Annotated in this window: 17 protein-coding genes; 10 read left to right on the top strand and 7 right to left on the bottom strand. The window is 38.6% G+C overall.

Annotation, left to right across the window (positions count from 1 at the left end; translation table 11 throughout):
• Positions 1-55 precede the first annotated feature (55 nt).
• Positions 56-907 (top strand): 1-acyl-sn-glycerol-3-phosphate acyltransferase, encoded by an 852-nt coding sequence (locus H6G76_RS02175; protein WP_190694856.1) that lies wholly within the window; start codon positions 56-58, stop codon positions 905-907.
• 47 nt (positions 908-954) lie between these two features.
• On the opposite strand, the gene H6G76_RS02170 is transcribed toward H6G76_RS02175, so the two are convergent.
• The 4 genes from H6G76_RS02170 to H6G76_RS02155 all read right to left on the bottom strand — a co-directional run bounded on the left by H6G76_RS02170 (position 955) and on the right by H6G76_RS02155 (position 5,204).
• Positions 955-1,401 carry a thioesterase family protein gene (locus H6G76_RS02170; RefSeq protein ID WP_190694854.1) on the bottom strand — a complete coding sequence of 149 codons (447 nt, stop codon included), beginning with the start codon at positions 1,399-1,401 and terminating at the stop codon, positions 955-957.
• Positions 1,402-1,661: 260 nt separating this feature from the next.
• Entirely contained in the window at positions 1,662-2,744 is a 1,083-nt protein-coding gene (locus tag H6G76_RS02165; RefSeq protein ID WP_190694852.1) for a T3SS effector HopA1 family protein, read from the bottom strand.
• A gap of 77 nt (positions 2,745-2,821) precedes the next feature.
• On the bottom strand, positions 2,822-4,060 hold the full coding sequence (locus H6G76_RS02160; protein WP_190694850.1) for a phosphotransferase family protein: 1,239 nt from the start codon (positions 4,058-4,060) through the stop codon (positions 2,822-2,824).
• An 826-nt stretch (positions 4,061-4,886) separates the two neighbouring features.
• Positions 4,887-5,204 (bottom strand): TMEM14 family protein, encoded by a 318-nt coding sequence (locus H6G76_RS02155; RefSeq protein WP_190694848.1) that lies wholly within the window; start codon positions 5,202-5,204, stop codon positions 4,887-4,889.
• An 87-nt stretch (positions 5,205-5,291) separates the two neighbouring features.
• Here H6G76_RS02155 and H6G76_RS02150 point away from each other — a divergent pair, with 87 nt between their 5' ends.
• The 5 genes from H6G76_RS02150 (at position 5,292) to ilvC (ending at position 11,736) form a co-directional block, all read left to right on the top strand.
• Entirely contained in the window at positions 5,292-6,632 is a 1,341-nt protein-coding gene (locus H6G76_RS02150) for an ATP-binding protein (RefSeq protein ID WP_190694846.1), read from the top strand.
• A 43-nt stretch (positions 6,633-6,675) separates the two neighbouring features.
• On the top strand, positions 6,676-7,956 hold the full coding sequence (locus tag H6G76_RS02145) for a tellurite resistance TerB C-terminal domain-containing protein (protein ID WP_190694844.1): 1,281 nt from the start codon (positions 6,676-6,678) through the stop codon (positions 7,954-7,956).
• 91 nt (positions 7,957-8,047) lie between these two features.
• Positions 8,048-9,370 (top strand): ATP-binding protein, encoded by a 1,323-nt coding sequence (locus tag H6G76_RS02140; RefSeq protein WP_190694843.1) that lies wholly within the window; start codon positions 8,048-8,050, stop codon positions 9,368-9,370.
• A 289-nt stretch (positions 9,371-9,659) separates the two neighbouring features.
• Entirely contained in the window at positions 9,660-10,526 is an 867-nt protein-coding gene (locus H6G76_RS02135) for an aldo/keto reductase (protein WP_190694841.1), read from the top strand.
• Between the two features lie 214 nt (positions 10,527-10,740).
• Positions 10,741-11,736 carry a ketol-acid reductoisomerase gene (gene ilvC, locus H6G76_RS02130; protein ID WP_190694839.1) on the top strand — a complete coding sequence of 332 codons (996 nt, stop codon included), beginning with the start codon at positions 10,741-10,743 and terminating at the stop codon, positions 11,734-11,736.
• Positions 11,737-11,901: 165 nt separating this feature from the next.
• On the opposite strand, the gene H6G76_RS02125 is transcribed toward ilvC, so the two are convergent.
• Together H6G76_RS02125 and H6G76_RS02120 are read right to left on the bottom strand one after the other, a co-directional pair.
• Positions 11,902-12,294 (bottom strand): hypothetical protein, encoded by a 393-nt coding sequence (locus H6G76_RS02125; protein WP_190694837.1) that lies wholly within the window; start codon positions 12,292-12,294, stop codon positions 11,902-11,904.
• 23 nt (positions 12,295-12,317) lie between these two features.
• Complete coding sequence (locus H6G76_RS02120; protein ID WP_190694834.1) at positions 12,318-12,563, bottom strand: hypothetical protein; 246 nt, start codon at positions 12,561-12,563, stop codon at positions 12,318-12,320.
• Positions 12,564-12,945: 382 nt separating this feature from the next.
• Between H6G76_RS02120 and H6G76_RS02115 the strand changes: the two genes are divergently transcribed.
• From H6G76_RS02115 to H6G76_RS02100, 4 genes are all read left to right on the top strand, one after another.
• Positions 12,946-13,770: an EndoU domain-containing protein gene (locus H6G76_RS02115; protein WP_190694832.1), complete on the top strand. Its 825-nt coding sequence runs from the start codon at positions 12,946-12,948 to the stop codon at positions 13,768-13,770.
• Positions 13,771-13,833: 63 nt separating this feature from the next.
• Positions 13,834-14,373, top strand: coding sequence for a GNAT family N-acetyltransferase (locus H6G76_RS02110; protein WP_190694830.1), 540 nt, complete (start codon positions 13,834-13,836; stop codon positions 14,371-14,373).
• Positions 14,374-14,676: 303 nt separating this feature from the next.
• A complete protein-coding gene (locus H6G76_RS02105) occupies positions 14,677-15,024 on the top strand; it encodes a cupin domain-containing protein (protein WP_190694828.1) in 348 nt (115 codons plus the stop codon).
• Positions 15,025-15,044: 20 nt separating this feature from the next.
• Positions 15,045-15,527 carry a hypothetical protein gene (locus H6G76_RS02100; RefSeq protein WP_190694826.1) on the top strand — a complete coding sequence of 161 codons (483 nt, stop codon included), beginning with the start codon at positions 15,045-15,047 and terminating at the stop codon, positions 15,525-15,527.
• Positions 15,528-15,587: 60 nt separating this feature from the next.
• On the opposite strand, the gene H6G76_RS02095 is transcribed toward H6G76_RS02100, so the two are convergent.
• Positions 15,588-16,472, bottom strand: coding sequence for a pirin family protein (locus H6G76_RS02095; protein ID WP_190695566.1), 885 nt, complete (start codon positions 16,470-16,472; stop codon positions 15,588-15,590).
• Positions 16,473-16,609 lie beyond the last annotated feature (137 nt).

Genomic DNA, 16,609 nt, shown 5'->3' with positions numbered 1-16,609 from the left:
TCGATATGTTGATATCACTGCAAAAAACTTCTATCAATACTGTTAAGATTTTTCTATGTTACAAAAGAGACACAAATTGGAAAAAAAACTCGGTTGGTCTTTGGATGAGCGAGACCCAAACTTTATTAAATCCATGATGCCTTTATTGGGCTTTTTCTATCGTTATTATTTTCGGGTGCAAACAGGTGGTTGGCATCACATAAAACCTCAGCAAAAAGTCTTGTTTGTCGGCTCACATAATGGTGGACTTGCTGCTCCTGATATGGTAATGATGATGTACGATTGGTTCCTACACTTTGGTGTAGAACAACCTGTTTATGGCTTAATGCATCCTAGAGTGTGGGAAGTTGCGCCACCACTGGCACAACTAGTTGCCAAGATGGGTGCAATTATGGCTCATCCTAAAATGGCTTATGCGGCTTTGCGTTCAGGTGCAAGTGTACTAGTATACCCAGGTGGAGCCGAAGATGTTTTTCGACCCCATCATTTAAGAAATAAAATTTATTTTGCTGGACGGCACGCATTTATCAAGTTAGCACTGCGAGAAAATGTGCCGATTGTGCCTGTAATTTCTACAGGAGCGCACGATACTTTAATTGTACTGGCAGATATTTACAAAATTATGCATCAACTCCACGAGCAGGGGATGCCTTGGCTATTGGATATTGATCCGGTGGTCTTTCCGATTTATCTGGGTTGGCCTTGGGGATTAGCTATTGGCCCGCTTCCTAATATTCCTTTCCCGGTAACTATTCACACACAGGTTTGTCCGCCAATTGTGTTTGAAAGCTACGGCAGAGAAGCCGCAAGCGATCGCACTTATGTTGATGAATGCTACAACTTAGTTATAAGTAAAATGCAGTTTGAATTAGACCAACTAGTAGCAAAAGGCAAAACTGAAAAGTAAAAAAGATTGCTTATACACTAACCCTGTAACCTGTAACCTATAACCTGCTACATCGTCTCTCTTGACTTTCTCCTCTCTGCGCCCTCTGCGTCTTTGCGGTTCGTTTCTAACCAATGCATAATTTCAGCAGGTAATTCCTGCTTAATTCTACTATTTACATCAATGCAAACGTGCCGAGTAATTGCCTTAGCAACCAACACATCTGCAATCGAAACTTCGTAAGCAAGCTCAAATTTATCTACACCTAATTTTTGAGGAATTAAACTAACGCTTAACTCATCTCCACAATACATTGGACGCAAAAAATCTACATTAGTATGAACAATAGGAAAAGCAACTAAAGGATGAGTAAAAAAAGCCTTGACATCAATTCCTGATGCTGCAAGAGATGCTTCATAGGCTTCGTGACAAATACCCAAAACATTCGCAAAAAAAACTACTCCTGCCGCATCAGTATCAGAAAAGCGGACAGTACGATTATAGATAAAAGGCATATTTTTTAATTAAAAATCAAAATGACAGGCTGATAGCCTGCTATACAAAATCATATTACTGCAAAAACTATAGCAGCCCTAAATCATATCGTGTCCGGCGAAAGACTTATCATGAAGGGCGCAGGGGTGCAGGGGAGAGGGTTTTGTAGTTTCTGCACAGATTTACCGAACCATAACTAATTTGCCGGACATGATATCATTCGTAAACAACAAGATCCCTGACTTCTCAAAGAAGTCGGGGATCTGAACAAGTTTGCTACTCAATTTAAAGGAGAATATATATCATCAGAACTAGGATTGAGGTAAGGACGTTGTAAGTCAACTGAGTGTAGTGAAAAATGTCGCTCAATTGAATTCATGCGTTCCTCAATTGCATCCTTACCTTTTTGCCAAACTTCTAACAAAGCATGAGCAACAATTTGGCAACGGTTCAAACCAAAAGTTTCTTGCGCGGCGAATTTTTGAATAGGTTCTTCAGCTAAACTCAGTCCGGGTGCTAAAAACTTAGTAAATAAGGGAATTTCAGGCTGAAAATAAGCTTGATGTTCTTTATAGACAGCCTGAAGAATTTGATGAATTGCTGGGTAGTCTTCCCGTTCAAAATAAAGTATCCCTGAGTCGAAGCGTCCGTAAGCGCAAGGGTTGTAAAGCACTTGGAAGGTAAACGGAAGAGTAGCTTTGTTGAGTTGTTGCGTCAGGCTATCCATGAGTGCGATCGCCCCATCTGCCGTAATATTAAAATATATCCGCCCTATCCCCAAATCTGCATCTAGAGTTTGTTGTTCTTGTCCTACATCACTTACCGCTACATAACAACCATTTTGTAAGTGATTTTTAGGCATCCAGATAGCGACTGACTCACCCGGTTTGGCAGATTTACGGTTGGGTTGGAGATGGCAGTCTGGCTCAACATATAATGTTAAACCACCTTTAGTTACAGCCATACTACCATCAGGCTCTTGACGTAACACTTGCCAACTAGAGTCAAAATAACCTTTGCCGTGATTTTTAGTATGTAGCTGTTCGTAAAATTCCCAATCAATTCCTAAATTAGGATTGTTAGTTGAATATTGATTTTCTAAGCAATTAGATGTCTCAGTATTGACAGCTAAAGTGCTTTGCAACGAACCGTTGTAATAAATACCATAAAGAAAATTACGCAGTAGCAGAGTAAGATATTTCTGTTGTAAAGTGGCAGAATTTTGTTGAAATCTGTCTGCTAATTTACTGGGTAAGGCAAAAGGTTGATAGTGAGGATGGTGAATGGAAAAGTTAGATTCAATCTGGATATTACTAGCAATATCAACGAGAGAATTTAACAGTGGGTTGGTAGAATTTAGCATGAGTATGGGAGTAGGGAGTAGAGATTAGGGAGTAGAGCAATAAAATAACTAGGAAAAAATGACAAATAACTAAATCTTCAACATCCGCGTAAACGAGTTTTTTCGTAATAGAGACGAACTAATTTTTGTTCTTTTTGCGGTTGAGCAAGTTGATGTTTTTCAGCCAGAAGCGCAACAATTTCTAACTGGGAAACACCGAAAACAGTATGTATAGATTTCTCCGGCATAGTCAGCAGGTTTTGTGCTAAGTGAAGCGCGGACATATCAGCATTATCAAAATGCTGTTGAAATTTAATTTTTGCTTGTAGTTGATGAATTAGTCCCAATCCAGCAAATTGAATAACTCGCGCTAAAAAGTCTTGCCGATGTTCTAAAATAGCAGGAAATTCATTTAAGTAAGCTCGAATTAAAGCCAACAATGAAGGTTGAATAACTTCTAGTGGTGTAACTGCTAACTGTAATGATTCTTCTAAATCTAACATCGGATCTACTACCAAGCTAGACAGCCAAATTTTTAAGTAGCTGGCGATTAAAGTTCCTAAATCAAATGTGGGATCTCCCCAAGCGCAAGCTTCCCAATCTATCAATTTTACTAAGCAATTATCTAATTTATCCCATCGGGAATGTAGCAAAATATTGCTTAATGTTAAATCATTGTGAGTTAAACAGCAAGGTTTCCATTCATAAGCTAAATCTGCGATCGCAGATTCTAAACACTCATAACGCTGATAATAAGTATAAAATTGCAGTGCTTCCTTTGGAACTGCACCAAAAATCTCAGGTGTCAGCGTGTCTATACCCTGTGCTGGGTTGTAGAAACTATAGCGAAACTGTCCTTCCGGCGCAGTTGACATAAAATCACGATATTCTCGGCGTTGAAAAGTAGCGCGATGTAAGCTAGCTATTGTCTTACCGATAGCGGTAGCAATTTCTGTTGGAAAAATATCGTTTTTTTGATAAAAGCTTTGCAGTTCAAGATAATCACTTAAATAATTACGGACAAGGATAGAATTTTCTGCATCATAATGTACTACTAATGATGCGATCGCTGCAATATTACCCAACACTGGAAACTGGCGTAGCAATTGCTGAAATAGCCATTCATTAAAAAACTCATGAGGATTTCCCTCATCTTCAAAACGGTGTTCTTGTTGAACTAGCAGCTGCTGATTATTTCCCAATTTCACCCGTAAATTGAAATTCTTTTTGCTACTTCTTGGCAATTCAGACTTATCTGTTATGCCATTTTCTAAGCTACACAGTCCTGCTGCTTGCAAATACTGGATAACATTTTGAGAAGATAGTGATAATAACATATATTATTTCCTATTTCGTAAAATTACTGAGAGAGTTAATTAGTTAATGTCAGTTTCAGTTTTACTTAGGTAGTTTAATTAGAGGACAATAAATGCCTCTTTAGTAATTATGTTGCTTGTCATATACTAATATCTTATTTCTACAAGATGGAACTGCCAAAATGGCAAAATTACTTTTATCTTTTTTTTATAAATTGTCATTAAAGCACCCATGTTTTTAATTATTTTGTATGCACTCTTAAATAGATAATCCTTTTGGTTAATATATACTCAATAAAAAACTTACTTAAATTAAAAAGTAAATTAGGTAAATAACCTTAGTTAAGTATGAAAGTTAGCCAAATTAATTTTGTTTCAAAAATAACAATTTAAACTTGAAGATTATCAAACCATGAGTATTCAATACTCAGTCAACATTTCCAATTACTTTAAGATGACACTAATAAATGCAGTATGGACAATTAATTTTATTAGCAGCTTAGTCTAAGCTGACAATCCCTGGTGATTCAAAGGTTAAACTCTCGGTTCTACCCAAAACTGTGTACATTAGATGCAATCTTATCTTTATTTATCATTAGTTAGTAAATAAAACCGGATGTTTTAGCAAGATGGTAACAAATTTTTTGTGACCAAAAATTAATATTTTATGATGTTTCTTCAGTGTCTAGCTAGATTTTTTACTAACTTTGTCTAATTCCTTAGTACATTTCTACATAAATCAAGCCGCTACTATAAAATTCCTGTCATTTTATAATTCAGACTTTATACTTCAGTCTTTTGTACTAGCGATCGCCACAGTAATACAATAATATAAATGTACTATTGCTTACCGTACTAACAGCTGATGCAACATTACAACCAAAGCCAGCACACCCAAACCAGTCATTAACCCTGCTGGCATCAACTTGCGTGTCTTGGCTAACCTCCCAGCAAAGACAACTACCAAAACAGCCGTCACCACAGCCGCTAAAATCAAACCCCAGCTTTGCCCTTGGAGTTGAAAGTAAGCAGCTAAAATCAGCAACAAACCGCTAACACTACCACTAATTAGGGAAACCTGACTACGAGCCTGAACATAACCAATAATGCCACCAACAATTGCTAAGATACCGTAGGTGAAAGCAGCAATTATACTTAAATTCATTGTTAAGCCCTATGTAGATTTTGACTTTCCTGCCAAGGTCGGCAGACAATTTACCATAGCTAATTAGCTACATCACCCAGTTGATTGATGAATATTCCAGCGATGCCAACGGCAAGTCCTTCCTCCTATGCCCAGGTTCAATTCCTCCAGCGTCAAGCATCTTCTCTTTTACTCTACCAATCCGTCCTCCAGAGCGAAGCCGGGATCGCATTTTTAGACCTGTTGCAAGCAATACGTTACACTGATGCCGATGCCAGGGGCTGTCTCCAAGCCTATGGTAATTACTTCCACGCCTTAGCAGCGCGAAATCAAAATTGGGAAGACTATTTAATTTCGCAAATACTGCTGTGCGAGAACCCTTTTAGCCGACAGGCGCAACAGCAAGACTTTAAAGAGTTACCCCCAGCTTTAATTGCCGCAGCCCAGCATGACTTACATATATTGCAAAGTCTGTATGAATGTAGTAGTGCTTGTTTAAGCGAGTGGGTGCAAACTGTAGCCCATTTACCCGTCTCCCCTGTCGTCTGGTATCAAGAACAAGATGATATCAGCAGCCAGAAAACCCTATCTCTACAACATTGGGAAAATTGGGCTGATGCAGTAGAAGAGTTAGCCGCTTATTATCGTAAATTTGGCGCAGGTATATTTGCCGAATATCGCGCCTTGCGTTGGCAAGCTGGGCAGTTTATTGGTATACCCCACCCCGACCCCATCAAGCTGGGTACACTAGTAGGTTATGAATGGCAGCGTGATGCTTTGCTAAAAAATACTCAGTTTTTATTGTCAGGCGAAGCGGCACTGCACGTATTACTCTATGGTAGTCGCGGTTCCGGTAAATCTTCTTTAGTCAAAGCTTTGTTGAACGAGTATGAAGAACGCAACCTCCGCTTACTGGAAGTCACAAAATCTGATTTGCAAGATTTACCAAAAATTGTGGAACAGTTACGCGGCTTACCCCAGAAATTTATTATCTTTGTGGATGATTTATCGTTTGAAGAAGATGACGATGCTTTTAAAGCTTTGAAAGTAGTTTTAGAAGGGAACTTAACCGCACGACCGCAAAACGTAGTTGTGTATGCCACATCCAACCGTCGCCACCTTATTCGGGAATATTTTGCCGATAGACCTGCACCCAAAGACCACGAAGAAGTCCATGCTTGGGATACCATGCAGGAGAAATTATCATTTAGCGATCGCTTTGGCTTAACCTTAACCTTTGAGCCAGCCAATCAACAGACTTATTTAACAATTATTCGCCATTTAGCGGCACAAGCCAAAATCAATATCAGCCCAGAAGATCTAGAATATCAAGCATTACAGTGGGCAACTCGCCATAATGGTCGTTCTGGACGCACAGCCCGGCAGTTTATTGATTTTTTAAAAGCCGATATATCTCTGTTTGGAGCAACTAATAATAAATCTGATTAATTATGAATTACGAATTATATTCACTAAGCTAAAAACCAGCAATATGCAAGCAGTAATCCTCAGCAATCGATTCCTCTTAGGTATAGTTGCCTTTAGTGTAAGTTTTGGCCTCAGCCTTGTTCCCAACTGGGATTTTAGTAGAGCCTTTCTCACAGGCATAATTACTGTACTAGCCACTTATGCCGCAGCCTTATTTGTTGATAAACGGCGGAGAAATCATGAAATGCTGGTGTTAGTTTCCTTGCGGAAACGTATTAAAGAGCAAGAGGCACTAAAAAAGCGAACTTATCAAGAAATTAAACAAATAGAAGAGCATCGCAGCTTATTATACGCCGAGTCTCAACAACTACAAAATCAAATTGCCGAATCTCGTAATCAACGAGACAGTCTGCATCGGGAGTTGGGCAATTTTGCTACTCAGAAAAAGCAGTTAGAAACTGAAGCTAATAACCTCAAAAATACAATTCAAACACTAGAACAAACTAATACAGAACTAAGTAACACTTGCTCTAACCTCACAGCAGAAAAACGCCGTTTAGAATTAAATAGTAATGTCTCCCGTGCTGAAATTGCCCAGTTACAAACCCAAATTGAAACCCTCAGGCAAGAAAAAGAAGAAGTTGAAAACAGTTTAACATTATTAGGCAGACTCAAACCTCAACTTGAGGAAAAAATGTATGAACTGAGAATAAAAATTCAAGAGATGGAAATTGTAGTTAATCAGCAAAATCAAATATTAGCATCTATAAAAGAAGAAAGAGAAACTATCATATCTAGCCTAAATACTATTAATCAGCAAATAACAGACAAAGAAACTCAATTACAACAATTAAATGGTCAAGTTTCAGTATTACAAAGTGAACGAGACTTATTACAAAACCAAGTTTGGGAATTACTGCACCAGACAGAAACCCTTAATTTAGAAAACATATCTGATATAACTGAAAATATTTCTACAGACGATGAGATTGAAATATTTCCTTTTGCTGACTTAATTGCACCTTCAGAAGAACCAGATGAAAACTTACCTGAAGAATGGAGCAATTTGTTAGAAAAGTTACCAGGACATGAAATCGCAGTTCTCAAAGCAATAATCCAAGAAGATAACCCTAAACCTATAATTAAACAGATTGCCGAAGCAAATATTACAATGCCAAATCTATTAATTGATTCTATCAATGAACGTGCTAACGATATTATTGGTGAATTGATCATCGAGCCAGGAGAAGACAACCCTGAAGTTTATCAAGAACATCTAATAAACGTCAGAAAAATGCTGGCTATGTACGAAGACCTCATGAGTAGACACGCATCATCAAATTAAATTCTGCTATCGTACAATGATGAGTAAATAGGCATATACATAGCCATAGGGCTGTATACCTCTGAGTTCAACATTTCGTAAAGTGAAGTACATGGCAAAGCTCAAAATCTCGAAGAAAATTTCCACTGCCTTAATTAATTCCTTAGGTGCGGGAGTTGTACCAAGATTAGGAGTCGAATATATAGCAGTTGGTCGAGAAAATGAACTTAAAAGCCTAATACAAAACCTCGATGATATTGCAGAAGGTGTAGCAGCATTTCGCTTTATTATTGGTAACTATGGTTCAGGCAAAAGCTTTATTCTACAAATGATTCGTAACCGTGCAATGGAGCAAGGTTTTGTAGTAGCTGATGCTGATTTATCTTATGAACGCCGCCTCGCAGGAAGTAATAATGAAGGTTTGGCAACGTACAGAGAATTAATGAGTCACCTTTCAACAAAAACCCGTCCTGATGGTGGCGCGATAGTTTCAATTTTAGAAGGTTGGATTAATAAAATCCAACAAGAAGTTGCCAAAGAAACTAATATGCGTCCTACCGACGAGGGATTTGATGACCAAGTTGAAGCCAAAATTAGGGAAGTAGTTCACTATATTGAAGACTTAGTTCATGGATTTGATTTTGGTAACGTGATTATTGCTTATTGGCGGGGTTATCGCTTAGACGATGATAATTTAAAAAATGCTGCCCTGCGCTGGTTACGTGGTGAATTTAACACCAAAACAGAAGCCAAAGCCGCCTTAGGTGTGCGAGTAATTATTGATGATGAAAGCTGGTACGACTACATCAAGTTGTTCGCCAAATTTGTGGCAGAAATTGGTTACAAAGGTTTGTTAGTATTATTAGATGAAGCAGTAAATTTATATCAAATATCTACTACAGTTACAAGAGAAAAAAACTATAACCGACTGCTGACGATGTTTAACGATACGATGCAATGCAAAGCAGAACATTTAGGAATTTTGCTTGGTGGCACAACTAAGTTTTTAGAAGACCCAAACCGAGGTTTATTTGCTGACCAAGCTTGGCGCAGACGTACAAAAGAAAGTCGCTTTGTAAGTCAAGCGAATGTTCAAGAGTTTTTAGGGCCGGTAATTCGATTAAACCCATTGAGTCAAGGCGAAATTTTGACCCTGTTGCAACGCCTCACAGAAATTCATGCAACTCACTACAGTAGTGAAAAGACTTTATCAAATCGGGAATTACAGGAATTCTTACAAGAAATTATTAATCGCTTAGGTGCAGAAGCTTTACTTACCCCAGGCGAAATTGTCCGGGATTTTATTAGTGTATTAAATATTATGCATCAAAATCCTAAAGTAGTATTTAAAGAACTAATTCACGGTTCTCAATTTAAGCCTACAGCAGTAGGTAAAAATGTCGATGAAGATGATGCCGCAGAATTTAGTTTGTAATTTTTGATAATGTTAACGAACCACAGAGGCACAGAGAAGCCAGTGCGTTGGGCGGCTTTGCCGACTTGAAGCAACTGGCGCAACACAGAGAGGAAGATGAAGAGAGATAATCACTAATCATAGAAGGCGTTGGTTCATCAGGGAATTAAATTTAATTATCCAACTCTTGATCCTCTCTCTGCGCCTCTGCGTCTCTGCGTGAGATACGTCATACCTATCTCTAGATGAATGTCAAAATATGCCTGACCCGTTTACATAAAGTAATAACGCTGTCAGCAACAACTAAACGATGGAAACTAAACAACTAGGAAAAACAGGTATCTTTACCAGTGTAATTGGTTTAGGTGGGATGCCAATGTCGATATATAACCGCCCTCCAGAAGCAGAATCAATTCAAGTTATCCATCGGGCTTTAGATTTAGGAGTCACTTTTATTGATACCGCCGACTCTTACTGCAAAGATGAATCAGATAAACATCACAATGAAAAACTAATTCATAAAGCACTTGCTAGTTATCAAGGTGATGCGAGTCAGGTTATTGTCGCCACGAAAGGCGGTTTGATGCGTCCTGATGGCAACTGGGTACGCAACGGCAACCCAGAACATCTCCGCCAAACTATTCGTGCCAGTTTTGAGGCGTTAGGGGGCAATAAACCCATTGATGTATGGCAATATCACGCGCCAGATACGCAATATACAATTGAGGAATCTCTTGCACCTGTGAAAGAAGCTGTAGATGCAGGTTTGATTCGATTTGTCGGGGTGTCTAACTTCTCGGTAGAACAAATTCAACGGGCGCGGGATGTGGTGGATATTGTTTCGGTGCAAAATCAATACAGCCCGTGGCAAAGACAGCCAGAGAGTGATGGTGTATTGCAGTACTGCGAACAAGAAGAGTTAACTTTTCTGCCTTGGAGTCCCTTTGGTGGGAGTCGTCGCCATCAAGGTTTGCAAAATATTCCGGCGATCGCTCAATTAGCAAAAGCTAAAGGCGTATCGGTATACTGTATTGTGTTGGCGTGGTTGCGTTCTAAATCACCCTGTATCTTGCCAATTCCCGGCGCAAGTAAGATTTCCAGCATTGAAGACTCGGTACGCGCTGTTGATATTAAACTTTCCGAAGCAGAAGTACAAAAAATTGATCAAGCAACCTAATTCCAAGCATAAAATTCAAGAGTAAAACAGTCAAAGCATGGATTAAGACAAGAACTAATTATCAAACATGGACACTAAGCAGCTTTAAGAACTGTTACCTATTCCCTACTATAAATTCAATATTCCATAATGTATCTCTGGTTACTCAATTTGGGGTAAGATCAAAAGCCTGCCAATAAATAATTGAAGATGCTTGCTGACAGGAGATGCTTCTATGGCCCGGATGTACTATGACGAAGATGCCAATTTAGACCTTTTGGCCGGAAAAACTATTGCTATTATCGGCTATGGTTCCCAAGGTCATGCTCATGCCTTAAATTTAAAAGATAGCGGTTTGAATGTGATTGTTGGGCTATATCCGGGCAGTAAGTCAGCAGAAAAAGCCCAAGCTGCTGGGTTAACCGTGAAAAATGTTGCAGATGCCGCTAAAGCTGCCGACTTCATCATGATTTTATTACCAGATGAAGTTCAAAAGACAGTTTATAAAAACGAAATTGAACCTAATTTAGAAGCTGGAAATGTCTTAGCCTTTGCCCACGGCTTTAATATTCACTTTGGACAAGTTGTACCACCTGCTGACGTAGATGTGGTGATGGTAGCACCTAAAGGCCCTGGTCATTTGGTGCGCCGGACTTATGAACAAGGGCAAGGCGTACCTGCATTGTTTGCAGTTTATCAAAATGCTAGTGGTCAAGCACGCGATCGCGCGATGGCATACGCTAGAGGTATCGGCGGAACCCGTGCTGGTGTTCTCGAAACAACTTTCCGCGAAGAAACTGAAACCGATTTATTCGGTGAACAAGCAGTACTGTGTGGCGGTTTAAGTGCCTTAATTAAAGCTGGCTTTGAAACCTTAGTCGAAGCTGGTTATCAACCAGAATTGGCTTATTTTGAATGTCTGCACGAAGTTAAATTAATTGTTGACTTGGTTGTAGAAGGTGGTTTAGCCACAATGCGTGATAGCATTTCTAACACCGCAGAATACGGCGACTACACTCGTGGCCCTAGAGTTGTCACCGAACAAACCAAAGCCGAAATGCGAAAAATTCTCCGCGAAATTCAATCAGGACAATTCGCTAGAGAATTTGTGTTAGAAAACCAAGCTGGTAAACCTGGGTTTACTGCTATGCGTCGTCAAGAAGCTGAACACCCCATTGAAGTAGTTGGTAAAGACTTACGTGCAATGTTTAGCTGGCTGAAAAAAGTTTAATTTTATAGCAGGAGACAGGTTATAGGTTACAGGTTACAGAGTGAAAAGTCTTTCAATATCTAAGTTTTATCGTGTACCAATGCCCTAACTGTCTTGGCTATTGCTGTAACTTAGATTTTTAATTTTAGAGGCGCGATTTTTCGCGTCTCTATTCATAACTAAGTTTCAATTTTTCAGATAAAATTCCGATAAAAAAGCTTGCATTGGCTGGGCGGGATTGATATAAACTTCTGCTGGTTCACCTTTACGCAGTTTGATCCAGAGTTTCAAAATGTAATTGCCACGTTCGTAAACTATGCCATTGTAACTATAGCGATAGCACAATAACCATTCTCCTCTGGTAAATCGTTTTTTAGTAATCAATCCTGGAACGGCAACTCCATTACCAAAAACATCACGAATCATCTGAGTGCGTTTGATTAAAAAGTAACCTGATAGCAACGCAATTGGAATTGTCAAACCAAAAAAGAAGAAAATTGTACAGCTAACAGTCACCAGAAAGAGCAGAAAACACCAATAATCAGTACGAACAACTTTCAAAAATGATGGCTGTTTCATAATAATGCCATTTCATGAACATTTTAATAAAACTCTTTGTTTTTTTGGTTCAAACGTTCTTGCTTATAGCTTTTTAAAGAGAGTAACCACTTCTGCCCAACATCGGTAAAAATTTGGATCTCTTCATTGGTTAACATCTGATTTTCTGGCTCTGACGCGAGAATATAAGCTAATTTTGCTGCTTTTTCAGAATCTACACCGTATTTAACTAGTTCTGTCTGAAATAAATGTTCTTTGGCCTTTACCAAAATGGCAAGTTTACGTGACATAAATTTCTTTTTCAAAAACTGTAGTTGTAAAAATTTGAGAAATTATTTTTTGATTATGCAAATAGTTTTACATAACTATGAACATAATTGGATTTATCTTTAATTATCTAAAAAATTAGACAAGTTTATTTATTACGATAATCGTACAAATATTAAAAGTGCTAATTTTTAAGAAAAAAGGTTAAAAATGTGTGAGCTTTTAAAAGTTATGCTTTATATTACTGGGATGATAGCCGAAAACAAAGCAGCAAATACACTGCTTTTTATCCACTAGGTTAATAATTTTTTAAGTAGTTTCACTTTATTTGATTAGACATTCATCTATTACTAAACTTTGTTCTGCCGTAAAAATTCAGTATTTTTAGATAAAATTATAATATTTATGGCTAAAATCAATCTATTTAAAAAGCTATTCAACCAGTTAAATTTATTAGTCTTAGCTGGCTTAATAGCATTTCAAAATGCTTCGCTGGCCCAGTCTCAGCCTACTCAACTGTTGCCATTTTTTGATAATATTGATAACCCTGTACCTGTAAGTTTCCCCAGAGGGCAACAATTAGACATTACACCAAAGCCACCATCACTCAATGCTTTTGATGAAGCTGTGCTTAAAACCTGTGGTGCTATTGGTTCAAAAGTTAACCCTGCTCAATTTAAACAGTTGTTATCATCTTACCCAGAGGTATTGCAGAAAATTCGGCAAGCTACTGGTGGTGAATTACGCCCCGGTCGTCGCAAGCAAGACCAATTTCTAGAAGATTTAACTAATATTTGGTCTAAACGCCGGGCTTTTGAACATATTTTTTGTGGAGAAATCTATAACGCTAATGATATTGGCGGCTTACATTTTTCTGGTAGATATTTACAACTACAACAACAAGGCGTTGGCGGTAGGCTGCCGAATAATCAAAATAGAGAGGAAGTTGTACCGGGTGTAATTTACACCTTAGGAGTTGTAATTCAGCAGGGAAATAGAAGAGTAACAGATGTAATTAAAGGCTATGGCTACCTAAGCAACGCCGAAGAAATCCTCATAGATGCAACCAGAGCATTTAAACGCCAAGGAAATAAAGAAGGAGCCTGTATTTATAACGTCCGTGACCAAGAAACAAGAACAACGTTTCCGACTGTTTTTGTCAGGAAAGAAAAGGCAATTGTCACTTTCTATCCTGATGCTACTCCCCAAGGTGCAAGGTGTAGTGCATGATTGTCTGATCTGATTTTGCTGAATTCATGAGGTAAAAAATTTATAATCTAGCAGCAATAAGAAATGCTCTTAGAAACTAAACGTCTATCCATGCGTGATTTTATAGAGAGTGATTCGCCAGCAGTGTTTATTTACCAATCTCACCCTTTATATTTGCGTTATTATCACTGGGCAAACCGCACACAAGCTGATGTAGACGAATTTGTTCAAATGTTTATTACTCAGCAGACAGAGCAACCACGTACAAAGTTTCAGTTAGCAGTTATCCTCAAAAAAGCAAACCAACTTATTGGCAATTGTGGCATCCGTATCAATGATTCACAATTACAAGAAGCGAACATTGGCTATGAACTTGATACTCACTATTGGGGACAAGGTTATGCAACTGAAGCCGCATACGCCATAGTCAAATTTGGTTTTGAAGACCTAGGTATGCACCGTATTTGGGCATACTGCATTGCTGACAATATTGCGTCTGCAAGAGTCTTAGAAAAAATAGGTATGCGTCGTGAGGGTCATCTGCGCGAAAAAGAGTTGATCAAAGGCATCTGGTATGACCATTTTGTTTACGCTATTCTTGAGCGCGAATGGGAAGCAAAATAATTAGACTTGTGTTAAGTATAGATAAGTTTTGTTTTAGATATAATTAACAACAACCAAGCTCTATTTTTAAATAGCTTATAAATAGGATATCTTAGCAGTATTAAGTAGAATGCATCTACTTAGTGGCATAAAAATAGCTACATAAAAATTATTCCATACGGCAGTTGTTTAGACTGCATGAACAGTTTTAGAAATACTTTATAGTAGCTTTGGATATAACACACTATCTTTCTATATTGTTAAAATTCTCTACTCTCTCATGTTGTAAATATTTATATCGATATTTATAATCTATAAAAAATTATGAGTTCTTCTATCACCAACAATCAATCTTTAGTTCTGCAACTAAAATCTCAAATAGAATATCCCAGTGCTGGTGTTCTGAGTAAAGTTATACTCCAAGATAAAGCTTGTCAATATACTCTTTTTTGTTTAGCACCTAATACTGATATTTCTGAACATACATCAACTCGTAACGCCACTGTTAATGTTTTAGAAGGGAAAGGTTTGCTTACTTTATCAGGACAAGATATTACGCTTGAGGCTGGTGTTTTTGTTTTTATGCCTGCTAACGCGCCTCATGCTTTAAAAGCAGAAGAAAATCTGAGTTTTTTACTTATTTTATCGGAAAAGCAAGCAACTATTGACTAGTTATTTCTGGAACTTTTTATATGCAATCACTACTTTTAACTTTTGCCCAACACTTAGATTCTTCTCAGTCTGAGATTGAATCTATTTTGTCAAAACCTCTCAAGGAAGTTATTGATTCACCCACACTCAAGCAAAAATTAAACAGCTTAGATGTTAACTTGCTCCAAGAAACCTTACCAACAGCCGGAGCAGTTTTAGCTCAAGAATTACCACCTTTTTACAACTGGCTAAAAAATGAGTTGAAAGTTAAGCGGGTTCCTGATAGTCCAGAACACGCCACTAAATGGGTGATTGATTTTCTCAACCATCAAGAAAGTTTAATGCATCTAGTTAATTTACATCGTCCAGTACCTCATGCGGCAATGGAAGCCTCGGTTCCTCGTTTAGTGGGGTTGTTTGATGGTGTAGAAGACGCAAAGATCAGAAGTGAATGGCAAAAAGCGATCGCCACCTTATGCTTAATATTAGTCGTCGATGCCCGTGAACAGGATAGATCTGCCTAAAAAAGCCATATACTAAGTTTCTTAGGACTTAACTGTGTGATCAGCGCGATCGCACGCAGCCTATAAAGGATTAGCTTCTGTCACCACTTCTGGCAGGGGAATGAACTCTGTTTCATCTGGTACGCTAGGATAGCGTCTATCACGCCAATCGGCCTTTGCCTGCTCAATTCGTTCTGGTCTACTAGAAACAAAATTCCACCATTTGTAGCGTGTACCCAATGGTTCACCACCAATCACAATACACCGAGCAGTAACAGCAGCAGTAACCTTAACCACATGACCAGGCTCTAGGATGGCAAGGCGATATGGCTCAAGCGGCTGATCATTGATGCTTAATCCGTCCGTAACACTGTATACTGCTATTTCTGAGTAACCAGTAGGAATAGTGAACTGAGCATTGGCAGATAACACCACATCTAAATAGAGGATGGGTGAAAAAACTTTCACAGGCGAGATATAACCAAATGCTTCTCCAGCAATCAGTTTGATGCTACAGCCATTCTCTTCCCAACTAGGAAGCGTTTGAGCCGGATAGTGAACAAACCAAGGATCGGTTTCTTCATGTTCAACAGGCAAAGCAATCCAGGTTTGAATGCCATGAATGGAGGCTTCGTTGTGACGTTGATTGTCGGGAGAGCGTTCTGAATGTACAATTCCTGTTCCTGCGGTCATCCAATTGACTGCACCTGGTTGAATTTCCTGTACAGTACCTAAACTATCCCGGTGCATAATAGCACCATCAAATAAATAAGTGAGCGTTGCCAGATTGATATGAGGGTGTGGTCTGACATCAATGCCTTTATTAGGCGGTAAAACCGACGGCCCAAGATGATCGAAAAAAATAAACGGCCCGACCATCTGGCGATGAGGATATGGCAAACTGCGGCGGGCAACAAATCCACCCAAATCTTTAACTTCTGGTTCAATCAGTTGAAGTATTGCCATACGTGATGGGGGGTGACTGGTAAAGGCTGCAATTATTATAGAACCCATTTGACATCTTATGAGGTTTTGAATTAAGGTACTCCTCAGCATCTAAAATCCAATGCTAATGGCGTATTCCAGCGACTTCACTGATGCAG

Origin of the sequence: Nostoc sp. FACHB-152, assembly GCF_014697475.1 — a bacterium.
Classification (GTDB): domain Bacteria; phylum Cyanobacteriota; class Cyanobacteriia; order Cyanobacteriales; family Nostocaceae; genus Nostoc_B.
The sequence above is the reverse complement of the archived record's forward strand: the minus strand, read 5'-3'. Positions and strand labels throughout refer to the sequence as shown.

Coding starts and splice junctions, on each gene's coding strand:
- H6G76_RS02175 (WP_190694856.1), top strand. CDS start 56: ATGTTACAAAAGAGACACAAATTGGAAAAAAAACTCGGTTGGTCTTTG.
- H6G76_RS02170 (WP_190694854.1), bottom strand. CDS start 1,401: ATGCCTTTTATCTATAATCGTACTGTCCGCTTTTCTGATACTGATGCG.
- H6G76_RS02165 (WP_190694852.1), bottom strand. CDS start 2,744: ATGCTAAATTCTACCAACCCACTGTTAAATTCTCTCGTTGATATTGCT.
- H6G76_RS02160 (WP_190694850.1), bottom strand. CDS start 4,060: ATGTTATTATCACTATCTTCTCAAAATGTTATCCAGTATTTGCAAGCA.
- H6G76_RS02155 (WP_190694848.1), bottom strand. CDS start 5,204: ATGAATTTAAGTATAATTGCTGCTTTCACCTACGGTATCTTAGCAATT.
- H6G76_RS02150 (WP_190694846.1), top strand. CDS start 5,292: ATGAATATTCCAGCGATGCCAACGGCAAGTCCTTCCTCCTATGCCCAG.
- H6G76_RS02145 (WP_190694844.1), top strand. CDS start 6,676: ATGCAAGCAGTAATCCTCAGCAATCGATTCCTCTTAGGTATAGTTGCC.
- H6G76_RS02140 (WP_190694843.1), top strand. CDS start 8,048: ATGGCAAAGCTCAAAATCTCGAAGAAAATTTCCACTGCCTTAATTAAT.
- H6G76_RS02135 (WP_190694841.1), top strand. CDS start 9,660: ATGGAAACTAAACAACTAGGAAAAACAGGTATCTTTACCAGTGTAATT.
- ilvC (WP_190694839.1), top strand. CDS start 10,741: ATGGCCCGGATGTACTATGACGAAGATGCCAATTTAGACCTTTTGGCC.
- H6G76_RS02125 (WP_190694837.1), bottom strand. CDS start 12,294: ATGAAACAGCCATCATTTTTGAAAGTTGTTCGTACTGATTATTGGTGT.
- H6G76_RS02120 (WP_190694834.1), bottom strand. CDS start 12,563: ATGTCACGTAAACTTGCCATTTTGGTAAAGGCCAAAGAACATTTATTT.
- H6G76_RS02115 (WP_190694832.1), top strand. CDS start 12,946: ATGGCTAAAATCAATCTATTTAAAAAGCTATTCAACCAGTTAAATTTA.
- H6G76_RS02110 (WP_190694830.1), top strand. CDS start 13,834: ATGCTCTTAGAAACTAAACGTCTATCCATGCGTGATTTTATAGAGAGT.
- H6G76_RS02105 (WP_190694828.1), top strand. CDS start 14,677: ATGAGTTCTTCTATCACCAACAATCAATCTTTAGTTCTGCAACTAAAA.
- H6G76_RS02100 (WP_190694826.1), top strand. CDS start 15,045: ATGCAATCACTACTTTTAACTTTTGCCCAACACTTAGATTCTTCTCAG.
- H6G76_RS02095 (WP_190695566.1), bottom strand. CDS start 16,472: ATGGCAATACTTCAACTGATTGAACCAGAAGTTAAAGATTTGGGTGGA.